General features: G+C 55.2%; 16 protein-coding genes, 1 tRNA gene and 1 other annotated feature. All 17 genes read right to left on the minus strand.

All coding sequences use genetic code 11. The features are described from left to right. Nucleotides 1-45: 45 nt before the first annotated feature. Nucleotides 46-1284 (minus strand): IS110 family RNA-guided transposase, encoded by a 1239-nt coding sequence (locus MGLY_RS06150; protein WP_156271235.1) that lies wholly within the window; start codon nt 1282-1284, stop codon nt 46-48. Nucleotides 1285-1863: 579 nt separating this feature from the next. Next, nucleotides 1864-3294, minus strand: a complete 1431-nt coding sequence (cysS, locus tag MGLY_RS06155) for a cysteine--tRNA ligase (protein ID WP_156276231.1) — start codon at nt 3292-3294, stop codon at nt 1864-1866. Beyond that, nucleotides 3242-3997, minus strand: coding sequence for a serine O-acetyltransferase (gene cysE, locus MGLY_RS06160; protein ID WP_170291196.1), 756 nt, complete (start codon nt 3995-3997; stop codon nt 3242-3244). Before cysE ends, cysS begins: the two co-directional genes overlap by 53 nt. A gap of 3 nt (nt 3998-4000) precedes the next feature. Next, nucleotides 4001-4230, minus strand: a binding site (T-box leader). Nucleotides 4231-4255: 25 nt separating this feature from the next. After that, nucleotides 4256-4747, minus strand: a complete 492-nt coding sequence (gene ispF, locus MGLY_RS06165; protein WP_156272536.1) for a 2-C-methyl-D-erythritol 2,4-cyclodiphosphate synthase — start codon at nt 4745-4747, stop codon at nt 4256-4258. Next, nucleotides 4747-5436, minus strand: a complete 690-nt coding sequence (gene ispD / locus MGLY_RS06170; RefSeq protein ID WP_156272537.1) for a 2-C-methyl-D-erythritol 4-phosphate cytidylyltransferase — start codon at nt 5434-5436, stop codon at nt 4747-4749. Before ispD ends, ispF begins: the two co-directional genes overlap by 1 nt. Continuing rightward, nucleotides 5424-6575, minus strand: coding sequence for a PIN/TRAM domain-containing protein (locus tag MGLY_RS06175; RefSeq protein WP_156272538.1), 1152 nt, complete (start codon nt 6573-6575; stop codon nt 5424-5426). The genes ispD and MGLY_RS06175 overlap by 13 nt, the downstream gene beginning before the upstream one ends. A gap of 70 nt (nt 6576-6645) precedes the next feature. Beyond that, nucleotides 6646-7128: a CarD family transcriptional regulator gene (locus MGLY_RS06180; protein ID WP_156272539.1), complete on the minus strand. Its 483-nt coding sequence runs from the start codon at nt 7126-7128 to the stop codon at nt 6646-6648. Nucleotides 7129-7183: 55 nt separating this feature from the next. After that, nucleotides 7184-8542, minus strand: coding sequence for a DNA repair protein RadA (radA, locus tag MGLY_RS06185; protein ID WP_156276233.1), 1359 nt, complete (start codon nt 8540-8542; stop codon nt 7184-7186). 21 nt (nt 8543-8563) lie between these two features. Beyond that, nucleotides 8564-9349: a phosphatase gene (locus tag MGLY_RS06190; RefSeq protein ID WP_156272540.1), complete on the minus strand. Its 786-nt coding sequence runs from the start codon at nt 9347-9349 to the stop codon at nt 8564-8566. A gap of 281 nt (nt 9350-9630) precedes the next feature. Continuing rightward, nucleotides 9631-9921, minus strand: a complete 291-nt coding sequence (locus tag MGLY_RS06195; RefSeq protein ID WP_156272541.1) for a hypothetical protein — start codon at nt 9919-9921, stop codon at nt 9631-9633. 174 nt (nt 9922-10095) lie between these two features. Beyond that, entirely contained in the window at nt 10096-11571 is a 1476-nt protein-coding gene (gene pnpS / locus MGLY_RS06200; RefSeq protein WP_156272542.1) for a two-component system histidine kinase PnpS, read from the minus strand. Between the two features lie 18 nt (nt 11572-11589). Then, on the minus strand, nt 11590-12792 hold the full coding sequence (locus MGLY_RS06205; protein ID WP_156272543.1) for an HD-GYP domain-containing protein: 1203 nt from the start codon (nt 12790-12792) through the stop codon (nt 11590-11592). Between the two features lie 72 nt (nt 12793-12864). After that, on the minus strand, nt 12865-13059 hold the full coding sequence (locus MGLY_RS06210; RefSeq protein WP_062281441.1) for a DUF1858 domain-containing protein: 195 nt from the start codon (nt 13057-13059) through the stop codon (nt 12865-12867). Between the two features lie 84 nt (nt 13060-13143). After that, on the minus strand, nt 13144-13791 hold the full coding sequence (locus tag MGLY_RS06215) for a Uma2 family endonuclease (protein WP_156272544.1): 648 nt from the start codon (nt 13789-13791) through the stop codon (nt 13144-13146). Nucleotides 13792-13821: 30 nt separating this feature from the next. Continuing rightward, nucleotides 13822-14055, minus strand: a complete 234-nt coding sequence (locus MGLY_RS18450) for a Uma2 family endonuclease (protein WP_211662132.1) — start codon at nt 14053-14055, stop codon at nt 13822-13824. Between the two features lie 206 nt (nt 14056-14261). Then, the gene (locus MGLY_RS06225; protein WP_156272545.1) at nt 14262-14573 is read right to left on the minus strand and encodes an MTH1187 family thiamine-binding protein; all 312 of its coding nucleotides are present in this window, start codon (nt 14571-14573) and stop codon (nt 14262-14264) included. Nucleotides 14574-14674: 101 nt separating this feature from the next. After that, a tRNA-Sec gene (locus tag MGLY_RS06230) sits at nt 14675-14774 on the minus strand. Nucleotides 14775-14895: the final 121 nt, after the last annotated feature.

A 14895-nucleotide genomic window follows, 5' to 3' on the forward strand; every position in this document is an offset into this window, starting at 1 on the left:
CATGCTTGCACCTAGCATTTATCTTTCCTTTGGCTTTTTTTAAAACTAGGCAACAGAAGGCTTTTCTTCTAGAGTTACTGTGTAACCTTGGGCTTCTATTTGCTTTACTAACCGCCTTATTCGGCGTTCTCGTTCTTCTTTGGTATAGTAGTTTGGTCCTGGATCCTGGTAATGGGCTTTATCTTTTAGGAGATGGTAGATAATTTTTATCAGACTATGGGCGATGGCTAGCAGGGCTTTTTTCTTGCCTAGTCGTGGCGCTAATCGACGATATTTCGCGGAGAGATAGCTGTCTTTTGTTCGTATTGCGGCCCAGGAACATTGGACTAATATTGCTCTTAAGTGTTGATTTCCTTTACGGGTTTTCCCACTCTTTCGTTTACCGGCACTTTCGTTGTTACCGGGACAGACCCCTGCCCATGAGGCTAAATGGTCAGCATCAGGAAAGGGGGTCATGTCGACGCCTATTTCGGCAATTATATCCTGGGCTGCTTCTTTTTTTATGCCGTTTACTTCAGCTAGTCTCCCCGCTTCTTCGAAAAAAGGCTCCATCCTTTTTTCGATTTCGGCATTTAGTTCTTCGATTTGTTGCTCTAAAAACTCCAGGTGCTCTAGTTGTTGTTTCAACAATAGCCGGGTATGTTCTTCTATTTTCCCCTCCAGGGCTTTTTCTAGTTCTGGTATCTTCTTGCGTAATTTCCCCCTGGCCATTTGCGCTAGTTCTTTTGGATCTTCGTTCCCGTTAAGCATCGCTTTTAGTATCTCTCGCCCTGATACGCCCATGATATCTGTGGCTACTGAACTTAATTTGATATTGCTGTTTTCTAGCTGCTTTTGGACCCTTTGCACCTCGCGGCTGTGTTCTGCTACCAAAGCCGCCCTATACCTGGTTAACTCCCTTAATTCCCTTATTTCTTTCGGCGGGATAAAGCTTCCTGCTAGCAGGCCATGCCTTAAAAGTTCGGCTAGCCACACCGCGTCTTTGCAGTCGGTTTTCTTCCCCTTTAAGGCTTTAAAGTGTTCGGGGTTGATCAATATTAATTCTGGTATTTGGCCTTCTAAAATGTTGTATATCGGTTTCCAATATACTCCGGTGCTTTCCATGGCTACGGCAGTAACTCCGTTTTCTAAAAGCCATCCCCGTAACCCTTCTAAGTCTTCGGTCATGGTGCCAAAGGTTCTTATTTCTTGTTTTAGTTGTTTTTCTCCTGGCGTGATCAGACACGCCACTACCTTTTTCTTGTGGACATCTAGCCCACAGCAGCGTTCATACACTACTTCCATTTCGTGGTTTCTTGCTTTCCCCTCTTTCTTTTTTATTTTTTATTTAACTACTGCCAAGAGACACCTCCATGGTCTAAGAATCTCCTCCACGTGCTCAGCCTTCCAAGGCGGGTACTTTACCTTGTTGAGGCCTGCTTTACAGTTCGTGGTTCCTAAAGGTGTCTGGATCAGACTCCTCCTCGGGCTCCTTGTCCGGCACCAGAGCGAAATCGATCCTTTTCATGGCAGTGTTTTAACTTATACTATCACCTATTTCATGTGTCGTGGAGGGGGCGCCAGCCCCCATGGGGGGCTCCTCCGAAAATAACTCTATTGCAGGCTGGCATTGTCGCGCTCGCTCCCTGGCCCTTGTGGAGCGGCCTAAGGCTCAGCCTCGGGCTTAAGGCGGGGTTCCCGGCCTATTCGGCATCCTTGCCTTTAGAATCCGGCCGAAGGCCTCGCTGTCCTCGGCCCCGCTTATCATCCCTCAGCTTCGCCCGGGCCGCTTCGCCACTCGGTAGAAGCTCGCTCGCTTCCGACAAATGCCAGCCAGGATTTTCATGCCCTCGCTGGTGGCGGCGTGCTGCCATGAGGGAGTCCTCAGCTTTTCTTCCAGCGGGACCCGTGGGGGGTATCCTCCAGGATTATCCCCAGGGCTTTGAGACGGTCGCGGATGGCATCGGCCGTGGCCCAGTCTTTGCGCTGCCGGGCTTCCTGGCGGATACTTAAAATGATGTCCATGAGGCCTTCCAGGAGGGCATCATCCAGCTGCTGCTGGGGCCGGCCAAAGAGGCCCAGGACGTTTTCGCCCAGTTCCTCAAAAACCGTAGCTGCCCTATTAACAACCCCGGCCTCCGGCCGGGCCGTCCCGCCAAGGTAGCTATTGATCTCCCGGGCCAGGTCGTAAAGGGCCGCCAGAGCCCGCGCCGTATTGAAGTCATCATCCAGGGCAGCCGTAAACTCCCGGCGCAGTTCTTCAACCCGCCCGGCCAGGGTAGCACCCTCTTCGCTGCTGGCAGTTGACCCACCGGCACCCCCCAGGTGGCAGCGGGCCTCGTTCAAAAGGCGGCGGGTATTTTCCAGGCGTTCCAGGCCCTTCTCGGCGGCCAGGAGCCCGGCGTCATCAAAGTCAATGGGGCTGCGGTAATGGGTAGCAAGTAAAAACAGGCGCACGGCCAGGGGCCGGAAACGGCTGGCGATGTCCCTTACCAGGAAAAAATTGCCTCTAGACTTGGACATCTTTTCCTGGTTGACGGTGATAAAACCGTTATGCAGCCAGAAACGGGCAAAAGGGCAGCCTGTCTGGGCTTCTGCCTGGGCAATTTCGTTTTCATGGTGGGGGAAAATGAGATCGGCGCCGCCGCCGTGGATATCGAACCCTGCCCCCAGGTATTTCAAGGCCATGGTGGAGCACTCGATATGCCAGCCCGGCCGGCCCGGCCCCCAGGGGCTATCCCAGGCCGGTTCCCCGGGGCAGGCGGCCTTCCAGAGGGCAAAATCCAGGGGATTACGCTTGGCGGTATTGACTTCCACCCTGGCGCCGGCCCGCATTTCCCCGGGGCTACGCCTGGACAGGCGGCCGTAGGCGGGGAACTTTTCTACTTCAAAGTAAACATCGCCGCCGGCTTCATAGGCAAAACCGCGCCTCATAAGCTCCTCGATGGCGGCGATAATATCTCCTATATGCTGGCTGACCCGGGGATAAAGGGAGGCCCGCTTCACATTTAAGGCATCGGCGTCGCGGAAAAACTCTTCAATATAACGTTCAGCTATACTTAAAGCCGGTACTCCTTCTTCCCGGGCCCTGTTGATGACCTTGTCGTCGATGTCAGTGAAATTCTGGACATAAAGGACGTCATAATTCCGGTATTCCAGGTAACGGCGTAAGGCGTCAAAGACCACCAGGGGCCGGGCGTTGCCCAGGTGGATATAGTTATAAGTGGTCGGACCGCAGACATACATCCGCACCCGGCCCGGCTCAGCCGGAGTGAACTCTTCCTTTCGTCCCGTCAGCGTATTGTACAGGTAAATGCTCATCCTTGCTGGCCTCCAGTTCTTCGATCCTTTGTTCCAACCGCTGGATCTGGCGTTGCAGGCAGAGGAGCATTTCAGCCACCGGATCCGGCAGTTCGTCGTGGCGGAGGTCGATTTCGCTGACTTCGGCATCGGCAATTTTGCGCCCGTTACGGACGACCACCTTGCCCGGAACACCTACCACCGTGCAGTTGGCCGGCACATCACGTAAAACAACGGAACCGGCGCCTATTTTGACATTGTCGCCTATAGTAATATTCCCCAGGACCCTGGCCCCGGCACTGATGACGACATTGTTGCCAATGGTGGGGTGACGCTTTCCCTTTTCCTTGCCGGTACCCCCCAGGGTAACTCCCTGGTACAGGGTAACGTTATTACCTACTTCTGCCGTCTCGCCGATGACCACTCCCATGCCGTGGTCGATGAAAACGCCTTCACCCAGTTTAGCCCCGGGATGGATTTCAATCCCGGTCAGGAAGCGGTTGAACTGGGAAATGAGCCTTGCCAGGAGAATCAGGCCGTGGCAGTAAAAGAAATGGGCGATACGGTGGAGGAGCAGGGCATGAAAACCGGGATAACAGAGGATGACCTCCAGCAGGCTCCTGGCTGCCGGGTCGCGCTGGAAAATAACTTCAATATCCCTTTTTAACTGCCGCCACAAAGCTATCAACCTCCTCCCGATAAGATAAAAGCCTTTCATCCCGTCAGGGACGAAAGGCCGCGGTTCCACCCTGTTTGGAGATTGCTCTCCCCCTCAGCGGGCAATATACTGCCCCGGCCAATAACGGGGCCCGCCGGCAGGGCCTACTTCACTTTCAGCCCTGCAGCTCCCAGGGGCACTTCAACGCCCGGTATCCGGGACCACTTCCAGCCACCGGTGATCCCTCTCTGGTGACCCTTGGTGCGCCTACTCTCCCTGCTCATAGCCGTTAGCGTTATAAACCTTCAATCAGAAACATTATAAACCGGGGCGTTCATCACTGTCAAGCAACAAGACGCTGGCCTGGGCGGCAATACCCTCACCCCGCCCGGTAAAGCCCAGGCCCTCGGTGGTGGTGGCCTTGATGCTGATCTGGTCCTTATCAACCTCCAGGGCCCGGGCTATCCTCTCCCGCATGCTGTCAATAAAGGGCGCGAGCTTGGGCTGCTCGGCAATGATAATGCTATCGGCATTGCCCAGGCGGTAGCCCGCCTGCCTGACCATCCGGTAAACCTCCTGCAGCAGGACCAGGCTATCGGCGTCTTGATACCGGGGATCCCCGGGGGGAAAATGCCTGCCGATATCCCCCAGGGCGGCCGCCCCCAGCAGGGCATCGGCCAGGGCGTGAAGCAAAACATCAGCATCAGAATGGCCGGCCAGGCCGAGGGAACAGGGGATTTCAACCCCGCCCAGGACCAGGCGCCGGCCCGGGACCAGGCGGTGGACATCAAAACCGCAGCCGGTACGCATTAACTATCACCTGCCACAATGGCCCGGGCCAGGACCAGGTCGCCCGGGGTGGTAATTTTAATATTTACTTCTTCTCCTGGAACTAGTTTCACCGGGTAACCCGCCCTTTCCACCAGGGCCGCATCATCGGTAGCCTGCCAGCCGTTAATTTCGGCCTCCCGGTAGGCCGCTGCCAGCCAGTCCCGGCGGAAAACTTGCGGCGTCTGTACCGCCCAGAGGCCCCGGCGTTCCAGGGTGGCAGTAACCATATCGTCGGTATTCCCCTTCTTAATGGTTTCTTTGACCGGCAGGGCGGCAACGGCCGCCCCGGTATCCCGGGCCGCGGCAATCACCCGCTCCAGCAGGGCCGGACTCAAAAAAGGCCGTGCACCATCGTGCACGGCCACCCATTCTGCCCCCGGCGCTACGGCCTTAAGGCCGGCCGCAATGGAATCCTGCCTCTCCCTTCCACCAGCGACTATTTGCCTCACCTTCCGGTAAGGCCCACCTGTAACCACCTGGTGGCACAGGGGGATATTTTCGGGCCGGGTAACGACGATGACTTCATCTACCAGGGGGGAAGCCTCGGCTACCGCCAGGGTGTGGGCCAGGATGGGTTTATCTCCCAGGGGTAAAAAAACCTTATTGCCGCCGGCCCCCAGCCGCCGGCCCTGGCCGGCGGCGGCCACGATCAGGCTTAAGAAAGGCACTGGTACTCACCCCGCTCCAGGGCCTGGTGGTTGGAACCTATTTTACGTTCCGGCCCTTTGGGCCGGGCAAAAATCATCCGGCCGGCTGCCGTTTGCAGGACGCTTGTTACCAGGACGGCAATGGTCTGGCCTATGTAGCGGCGGCCATTTTCGACCACAATCATGGTGCCGTCATCCAGGTAAGCCACCCCCTGGCCAATCTCCTTGCCATCCTTGATGACCTGGACAGTCATTTCTTCACCCGGCAGGACAACGGGTTTGACAGCATTGGCCAGCTCATTGATGTTCAGTACCCGCACGCCCTGGAGTTCAGCCACCTTATTCAGGTTGTAATCATTGGTCAGGATGGGGGCGGCCAGCTTCTGGGCCAGGCGAACTAATTTGCTATCCACCTCCGTCAGGTCTTCAAAATCAACTTCCAGAACCTTGACGTTCACAGCCATTTCCTTGCGAATTTTATTGAGGATATCCAGGCCCCGCCGGCCGCGGTTACGTTTTAACAGGTCAGAGGAATCAGCTATGTGCCGTAATTCTTCCAGAACAAAGGAGGGTATCACCACCGTGCCTTCAATAAAGCCGCTTTTAATAATATCGGCTATGCGGCCGTCAATGATAACGCTGGTATCCAGGATTTTGGCTACCGGTTTCCCGCCTTCACCCTTGCCTTTTTCCCGGTCCTTGCCACCCCAGCGGGGAATGAGATTAAACAGTCCCCAGACTTCGTCCTTGCGCTTGGTGCCCAGGCTCCAGCCCAGGTAGCCAAAGAAGAGGCTGCCGGCCATAGGAATGTAGGGTCCCACCAGGGGCAGGTGAAAGAAAGAGGCCCCCAATAAATTAGCGATGATAAGTCCAAAAATAAGTCCTAAGGAACCGCTGATTATTTCCTGGGCCGGTGTGCGCTGCAACCTCCCTTCCAGCCAGCGCGTCGATTGGGTGATGAAATTAATCAGGCGCTGGGCCAGGCTATAGCCAGTTAAGGCCGCAATCAAGGTCACCAGGGCCAGCAGGGTCCAGCGCAGGCCCGGTAGAGGCCTGGTGCCCCAGCTCTGCTGCCAGATGGCCAGTCCCATTTGGGCAGCATAAAAGCCCGTCGCTGCCGCCACCAGGGCTATGGCACCCCGTAAAATCCGGTACAACATCCCTTCACCTTCTTTACTTCCTTTCTTTCAATTCTTCCTCACCCGGCCCCATCTTATACCATGGGAACCATCAGGCTAAAAGTTTTTCCAGCATGGTTTCTACCTGCTTTTTTTCATAGTTACGGGCCAGGGCCAGTTCACTGATTAAAATCTGGCGGGCATTTTCCAGCATTTTGCGCTCGCCGGTGGACAGCCCCTTATCGTGCTCCCGCCTGGCCAGGATACTGACTACCTCGGCTATCTGGTAAATATTACCGCTGCGCAGCTTCTCCAGGTTGGCCCGGTAGCGATGGTTCCAGTTGGTGCCAGAACTGCCGGTAACTTTTTTCTCTTTGAGAATCTTTATTACTTGTTCAACGCCTTCTTCGTCTACCACTTCCCTTAAACCCACCACCTGCTCGCTTTCCAGGGGCAGCATCACCTTCATATCACCCAGGGGAAAGCGCATAATGTAGTATTTTTTCTTTTGACCCAGTACCTCCCGCTCCTCGATGGCCTCAATGATTCCCGCCCCGTGCATGGGATACACTACTTTATCGCCCACTTTAAACATTCCTTTGTTACCCCCCGTTCCGGCAAAGCCGTGCCTATTATGATTATAACATGATTTAAGCCGTCAAACCGAGTTCCAGGGCCTCAACCACTGAGCGTACATCATAGATTTCGTAATCATTCCGGCCTATTAGACGGCATTTATTCCCCGCCGGGATGAGAAAACGCCTGAAACCCAGCCTGGCTGCTTCTTCGATGCGCCTTTCAACCTGGCTTACGGCCCGGACTTCTCCCGCCAGGCCAACTTCCCCTAAAACTAAAGTTTCGGCCTCTACCGGCCGGTCTTTAAGGCCGGAGGCGATGGCCAGGCAGATAGCCAGGTCGGCTGCCGGTTCATTGATGGCGATGCCGCCGGCGACGTTAAGGTAAACGTCATAGCCCCCCAGCTGTAATCCCGCCCGTTTTTCCAGTACTGCCGTAAGCAACAGGGCGCGGTTAAAATCGACCCCTGTAGCCAGCCGCCGCGGGTTGCCAAAGGTAGTCGGGCTTACCAGGGCCTGGATTTCCAGGAGCAGGGGCCGGGTCCCTTCCAGGCAGGCCACTACACAGGAGCCGGCTACCCCGGCCGGCCGCTCGGCCAGGAGCATTTCCGAGGGGTTGGCCACTTCCTTAAGCCCCCCGGTAACCATCTCAAAGATCCCGATTTCATTGGTGGAACCGAAACGGTTTTTGGCGGCACGCAGGATGCGGTAGGCCTGGTAGCGTTCTCCTTCCAGGTAGAGGACGGTGTCCACCAGGTGTTCCAGGACCCGGGGACCGGCCAGGAAGCCTTCTTTGGTGACGTGCCCCACCAGGATTACTGCCGGGCCACCGTCTTTGGCCAGGCGCAAAAAACGCGCCGCACATTCCCGCACCTGGGATACGCTCCCTGGCGCCGCCTGGATGGCCGGCAGGAACATGGTCTGGATGGAGTCCACAATGACTGCCACCGGGCCTAACCCTTCTATCCCGGCCAGGATGGCTTCTACATCCGTCTCGGCCAGTAAATAAATCTCGCCACTAAGGGCCCCCAAGCGCTGGGCCCTGAGCCTGACCTGCCCGGGCGATTCTTCACCGGAGACATAAAGGATCTTGCCATACCTGGCGGCAAGCCTGTGGGCCACCTGGAGGAGTAAAGTCGACTTGCCAATGCCAGGCGCCCCGCCGACCAGAAGCAAGGAACCAGGTACCAGGCCACCCCCCAGCACCCGGTCCCACTCGCTGAAAGAACTTACCAGGCGTTCCCCGGCAATATCGGTTATCCCTGCCAGCAAAGCAGGAGGTGCCTTCAAACCAGCCGGCCGGCTTATTCCTTCCAGGGTTACCATCTCCGCCACCAGGCTGTTCCAGCTGCCGCAACCGGGGCAGCGGCCTAAAAAACTTAAGCTTTCATAGCCACATTGCTGGCAGACAAAGCGCTCTTTTGTTTTCGCCAGGAAGATCACCTCCCCCAGGCATTATACACCAACCGCCCGGGGTTGGGAAGTCCTACCAGTCAAGGCCTTTTCTTCCTGGGTTAGCTGGAGGCGCCGGCGATGCCAGCCCAGGTATTCCTTAACGCGGTTGATAGTCAAATTGAGCACCTGGTCTTCGCCAATACCGGCACTGCGGGCCACCTGCCAGGCCCGGGCAAAATTGCCCACTGCCGTGAAGACATGGGCATCGCTATTTAAAGCCACCCAGACCCTATATTTTTGCGCCAGCCTGGCCAGGAGCTGACAGCGGGGCAGGCTGCCCGGCCGGCTGATATTGAAGGAATTGTTATTGATTTCCAGGGCTTTACGCTCGGCGGCAGCCGCCAGGACCAGCTTTTCTATATTCAGGGGAAATTCGGGATTGCCCGGGTGGACGATAATATGGACCCGGGGATTCCTTAAGGCCGCCAGGGCAGCCCGGGTATATTCTTCCTCGGACCGGTTATCGAAACCAGTCCCTGTATGGAAACCCGCCAGGACAATGTCTAACTGGTCCAGCAGGCGGTCGGGTACATCCAGGTGCCCCTCCGGGTCCAGGATATTTGCTTCCACGCCCCGGAGAATTGCTACGCTGCCAATCTTGCGAGGCAGGGCTACCAGATTGCTGAAGTGATATTCATGGGGACCGCCGGGCATTTTGAGGCCGTGATCGGTAATGGCAATCATCTTCAGTCCCCGTTTTTCAGCAGCTTCAGCCAGTTCCTTAACGGTACTGTACGCATGGCCGCTGGCGATGGTGTGGGTGTGGAGGTCCGCTTCCAGGTGCACTTTCCTTCACTCCTTTTTACTCCTTCTAGCTTAACAAAAGATTATTAAAGTCACATTAGAATTGCTTTATCTTAAGCTTAATCCATAAATTGGCATCAATTTTGGGGGCTTAAGTATAAATATTAGCTGTTAACGGGGGCATAATACTAGCAGCAGGGTCGGCCAGGGCCGAGCCCAGAAAATTATCGGGTCCGATGCCGGGCTCGCTAATTTTCGGCCAAAGGTCGCCAGCAGGTCAAAAGGCTTGCTGGCCGGCCGGCGGGCAGATCAGCAGCGGTTCGTCACGGCTTGCCGTTAGTCCGAAGGATTAATGGCAGGTCGGCAAGGATGGTTGCTGGTCGAGCTAAGATGACCATAGTTGCCGCAAGGCTTTCAACACCAAAAAGCTCGAGGTTCGTAAAGGTCGAGAGATCTTTACGGGCTTCCCAGGTAGCTGTGGTCGTCGAGCAAAGGTTATTGTAGTTGCCGTAATGGTCTGTGGCAGCCGAAAGGTTGTCGCCGGCTATGCAGGTAGCTGCCGTAGCCGGAGTTAAGGTTCTGACCGGCTCTTTAAAATGAAGGCCCTCCTCCACGGAGCGGCCTTCATTTTTATACCTAAAAAAGTGGCCCAGAAAACCTGGGCTCAAAAGAGTGTATATATTAAAGGAGGTCAGAGGACACCTGATTTGGAGGTAATCAGGTATTGGCTTCAATGATATTATAACTCATTCCTGTTAAGAATCAATAATGGCCTTGTTAAGTTTAGATTAATTTTGGGCCTTCTCCGGTATGGGGCTTTCCGCCTGGGCCTTTCCTTCAGTTACTACCGGTAAGGTAAAAAAGAAACAGCTGCCCTGCCCCGGCTGGCTGGTTACACCGACATTACCACCGTGGGCTTCAACGATATGCTTAACTATAGCCAGGCCCAGGCCGGTACCCCCCATTTCCCTGGAACGGGCCTTGTCAACCCGGTAAAAACGTTCAAAAACCCGGGGCAGGCTTGCTGCCGGTATACCAATACCGCTATCTTCTACTTCTACCCGCAGGCCATCATTCTCCAGGCCGGCCCGTACCGTGACCCTGCCGCCGGCAGGGGTGTACTTAATGCCATTGTCAATTAAATTTAGCAAAACCTGGCTTAAATAATTCTCGCCAATGGCCAGGGGCGGCAGGCCTGCCGGTATTTGTACTTCCAGGTTAACTCCCTTTTCCCGGGCCAGGGGATTAACAGTAGCCAAAACCCCTTCCAGGGTAGGCATGAGCTTGGCCCGTCCGGGGCGGATCCGCTGGGGTTGATTTTCCAGCCGCGAAAGGGCCAGGAGATCTTCGATTAACTGCTGCAGGCGCTGGGCCTCTTTATTGATAATCCCCAGAAAACGGCGGCTCACTTCCGGGTCTTCCAGGGCCCCTTCCAGCAAAGTCTCCACAAACCCCCGGATAGACGTCAGGGGCGTGCGCAGTTCATGGGAAACATTGGCCACAAACTCCGTCCGCATTTGTTCCAGGCGGCGGATGTTTGTTATATCCCGGATGGTCAGGGCCGCACCCACTACCCGCTTTTGGGCACTGATAATGGGCGCCCCATAAATTTTAAAAAGCTGGTTAGTGGTAGGAAAAAGGCGGGTTTCTATCTCCAGGGGTATGCCGCTGGCCAGGATTTCTTTGACGAGTTTATCGATCTCATGATTGCGAATTACTTCCAGTAAATACTTATGCTCAACTTCCGTCCCTTTCTTGCCGAACATGGTTTCGGCCGCCGGATTTAAGAGCATTACCCGGCCCACCTGGTCCACAGTTAACAGGGCGTCACTCATACTGGCCAGAATTGCTTGCATTTTATTTCTTTCTTCTGCCATTTCCCGGAAGTTGTTGCGTAAAGTTTCCACCATGACATTGAGGTGGTGGCTCAACAACCCTATTTCATCATTACTTTGAATCTCAATCCGCTGCTCCAGGTCGCCGCCGGCAATCTTTTGCGTCAGGGGTAGCAGGGCCGTCAGGGGCATAATTATCCCCCGGGACAGGATAAAGGTCCCGGCGGTCATGACTACCAGGACCACCAGCATGGTCAGCAGGAGCTGCCCTTCCAGCCTGGCTACCAGGACACCGGCCCGGAAGGGCGGCAGCCACGGCAGGCCCAGGGCGTTAAGGATGGCCTGGTGCAGGTAAAGATAGGCAGCCACCAGGGTCAAGAAGAGGAGGGTTAAAAAATTTAAGGCGATCTTCCAGCGCAAAGAACGCAAGGCCATCACCACCTCTGGCTATGTAAGCAAACATGGGGCGACGGCCACAACTGCCGGGTCAAACTGGCTGCCACTACCCCGGGTTAGAATAGCCACTGCTTCTTCGGGTGTCCGGGTAGGCTGGTAGGGCCTTAAGGAAGTCATGGCATCAAAGGCATCGGCTACGGCTATGATGCGCGCCCCCAGGGGAATTTCCCCATCATGCAGGCCATAAGGATAACCTTGGCCATCATAACGTTCGTGATGCAGGCCGGCATCATGGGCTATATCTTTTAAACTGGTAACGCTGGTCAATAAATCTATGGTTCGCACCGGATGCTGGCGTACCACTTTTAATTCCCGGGCATCGAGCCGGCCTGGTTTATCTAATATGGCCCGGGGAACGGCAATTTTGCCAAAGTCATGGAGGAGCCCGGCAATTTCCAGGCGCTGGATTGCTTCTTCGCTAAAGCCCAGGCAGCGGGCCAGCCGCATGGCGTAGCTGGCCACCCGCCGGGAATGACCGGCCGTATAAGCGTGTTTGGCGTCGATTATCTGGGCAAAAAGGTCGATGGTAACTTTCATCGGCTCAGCCACCTGGAAATTTACCGGTGGCAGGTCTAAAATTACCCGGAACATCTTTAACTCCAGGGCTGCATTGGTGGCTACTTCCGCAAATAGCGAGCCCGCCAGCAAGCTATCGAGAACTGTTAACAGTTCCGGGGGAAAGGCCTCCTGGACCGTCCAGGCCATGGCCTTTTTGACGGTAGACCAGTCGCTGCCCGGGTAAGCCCGCAGAGTTAGATCAAATTCATCGGCCAGCCCCAGCAGCAGGGCACCGGGGACGATGGCTCCGTCCTTAAGGCCCCGGGGGTAGCCGGAACCGTCCCAGCGCTCATGGTGATCCCGGATCATGGCCGCCACTTCCTCGCCCAGACCGGGAATGGGGGTAACCATGGCCGCCCCCCTGGCAGGATGGTCTTTGATCTCCGGGTTTTGCCAGGCTCCGGCCTTGAGCGTAAGGTGTACCAGGTGGTCGTCCAGGCCCATGGCACCAATGTCGTGAAGCAGGCCGGCATAAAAAACCGGCGTTGCCTGGCCGGGCAATACTTTTTGGGCCAGTTCCCGGGCCACCAGGGCTACCCGCCAGGCATGGTAAAGTTTGGTTTCTTCTTCCACATCCAGGATGGTTGATAAAGCCACCACCAGTTCCCGGAAAGAGCGGTCCTCCGGGCAGCTCACCGTGCCCCTCCCCCTTTATAAAAAAATCGCCCTTTATGCTGGTTATAAAGAGCGATTTCCCCTGGTATAGCTTTAATCTTCCTTAGCCCCTTTGTTTACCACCTTATTCAGGTCGGCAACAAGGCTGGCAACATCAATACCGTGGGCCATGGCTCCCTGCTCGATATTTTCAAAGCGTGCTGCCGCGCAGCCCAGGCAACCCATCCCATGCTCCATAAAAACCGGCACCGTCTGCGGGTACTTGCTGACTACTTCCGTAATGCTCATTTCCTTGGTAATGGTGGCCAAAGGACTCACCTCCTCATCATGTTTATCATTATAAACGGTAAGAGGCCCTTTGTAAAGAAAACTCTATACTATACCCATTTCCTTAAGACAGGTAATCACAGAAGGAGGAGGGTCCTGCCACAGCCAGTCTACCTTGAGCCAGAAACCTGGCAAGATCTCTGTACAGTAAACGCCCTTCCCGCCAGGTGCTATGGTCCGGTAGCGGCCGTTCTCTCCCAGGCGATAGAACTCCGCCTCCTGCCGGTCAGGGTCGATAAGCCAGTATTCCTGGACTCCGGCGGCCTCGTACTCCACATATTTTTCCCCCCGGTCCCGGGCCAGGCTTTCCGGTGAGGTTATCTCTACAATCAGGTCGGGAGGGCCATCCATATAAGTTTCCTTTAGAAGAGGAAGCTTTTCGTTGCTGACATAGAGGATATCCGGTTCCCGGCCCCGGCGCAAGGTACCGGGCAAGCGCACCAGGAAGGGAGCGTCAAAAACTCGCCCTGTTTTTTTGTAATGCAAGAACTCACGTATAACACTGTACAAAAAACCTTTAATATCCTGGTGTTTCCTCTTGGCTGGCGTCAAGACAATTACCTCCCCGTCCACCCACTCCGCCCAGGTATCCTCGTCGCACCAGGCCAGGAACTCCTCAAAGGTTAGCTTGCCTTCCGGTAGGGACCTGCCAGTTTCGTAGGTCACTGCTGCTTCCCGTATTGCCGTAGTCATCTTTTTGCCCTCCTTCCAGGGACGGATTCCCTAAGCCCAAACTTTTGCCAGTTCAACCGCCAGACCCGGGAAGAGTTCAGGTGTAAAAGGTTCCTCTTTTTCCCAGCGGCGGATAAGCATGTAAATACCTCTTTCCAGGCGGAACTCCTCCACCGTCTTTTCCTGGGGGTCCACCACCCAGTAGTAAGGTACGCCATAACGGGCATAGACCTGAGCCTTGGTTACTTTATCGGTAGAGGATAATCTCCCCTGCGGCGGGTACAGGCCGGCTCACTTCGCCCTCTCCTTCCGGCAACCATTTATTTGGGATCATTGTATAATCGTTCCCCAGTGTTGTCAATCAAGCAGCTAACCGGACCAGCCATTTTGTGGCGCTACTATCGGGAAATAATCACTGGTGTACGACAATAGAAAACCCCACTAGCGGTTCCCTCCATTTTTACCCGCCGGTGGGGTTTAATTCACTCTGGCTATTTGCTTGTTACCAGCTTTTCCTCTACCGATTTAACCTTTCCTTCCATGGACAACTCCTTATCGCGCCGGTCGTCAATGCGGATAATGGTCATCGACCGCCGGGCGCCCTTTTCAAAAGGTACTTCGTGTAGCCGCTGCAATAGGGGAAATAAGACATCCAGCTCACCTTCGATAATGGTCCCCATGGGCGTCAGCTGGTACTTAATTCCCGGCGTTTCCTGGAGTACCCTGTGGGCATCGGCCACATACGGGCTGAGGCTGGTACTGCCTGTTCCCAGGGGGGCTATGACTACTTCCAGGACAGCCATGGTTTAAACCTCCTTACCTGCTTTTAAGCAAAACCTGGCACAACATATAAAAGGTCGTTTCCTTCTCGCGAACGGTACGACCCCCATTAGCACTATACTTCTGGCGGGAGTGGGTGGGAATCGAACCCACCGCGCCCGGGGCTCACCCACGCGCCGGCTGGATTTGAAGTCCAGGCAGGCCACCAGGCCCGATCCACTCCCACGCCATTATACGACCATCACTGGAATTGAGTCAAGCTGTCCTCACATATTGCCTAATTCCTTACATTTTTAACAGCTATTTTATCCCTAAAGCGCACCAATGATATCCTCTCTCAAGTTT

It is taken from the genome of Moorella glycerini (assembly GCF_009735625.1).
GTDB classification, from domain to species: Bacteria; Bacillota; DSM-521; order Neomoorellales; family Neomoorellaceae; genus Neomoorella; species Neomoorella glycerini.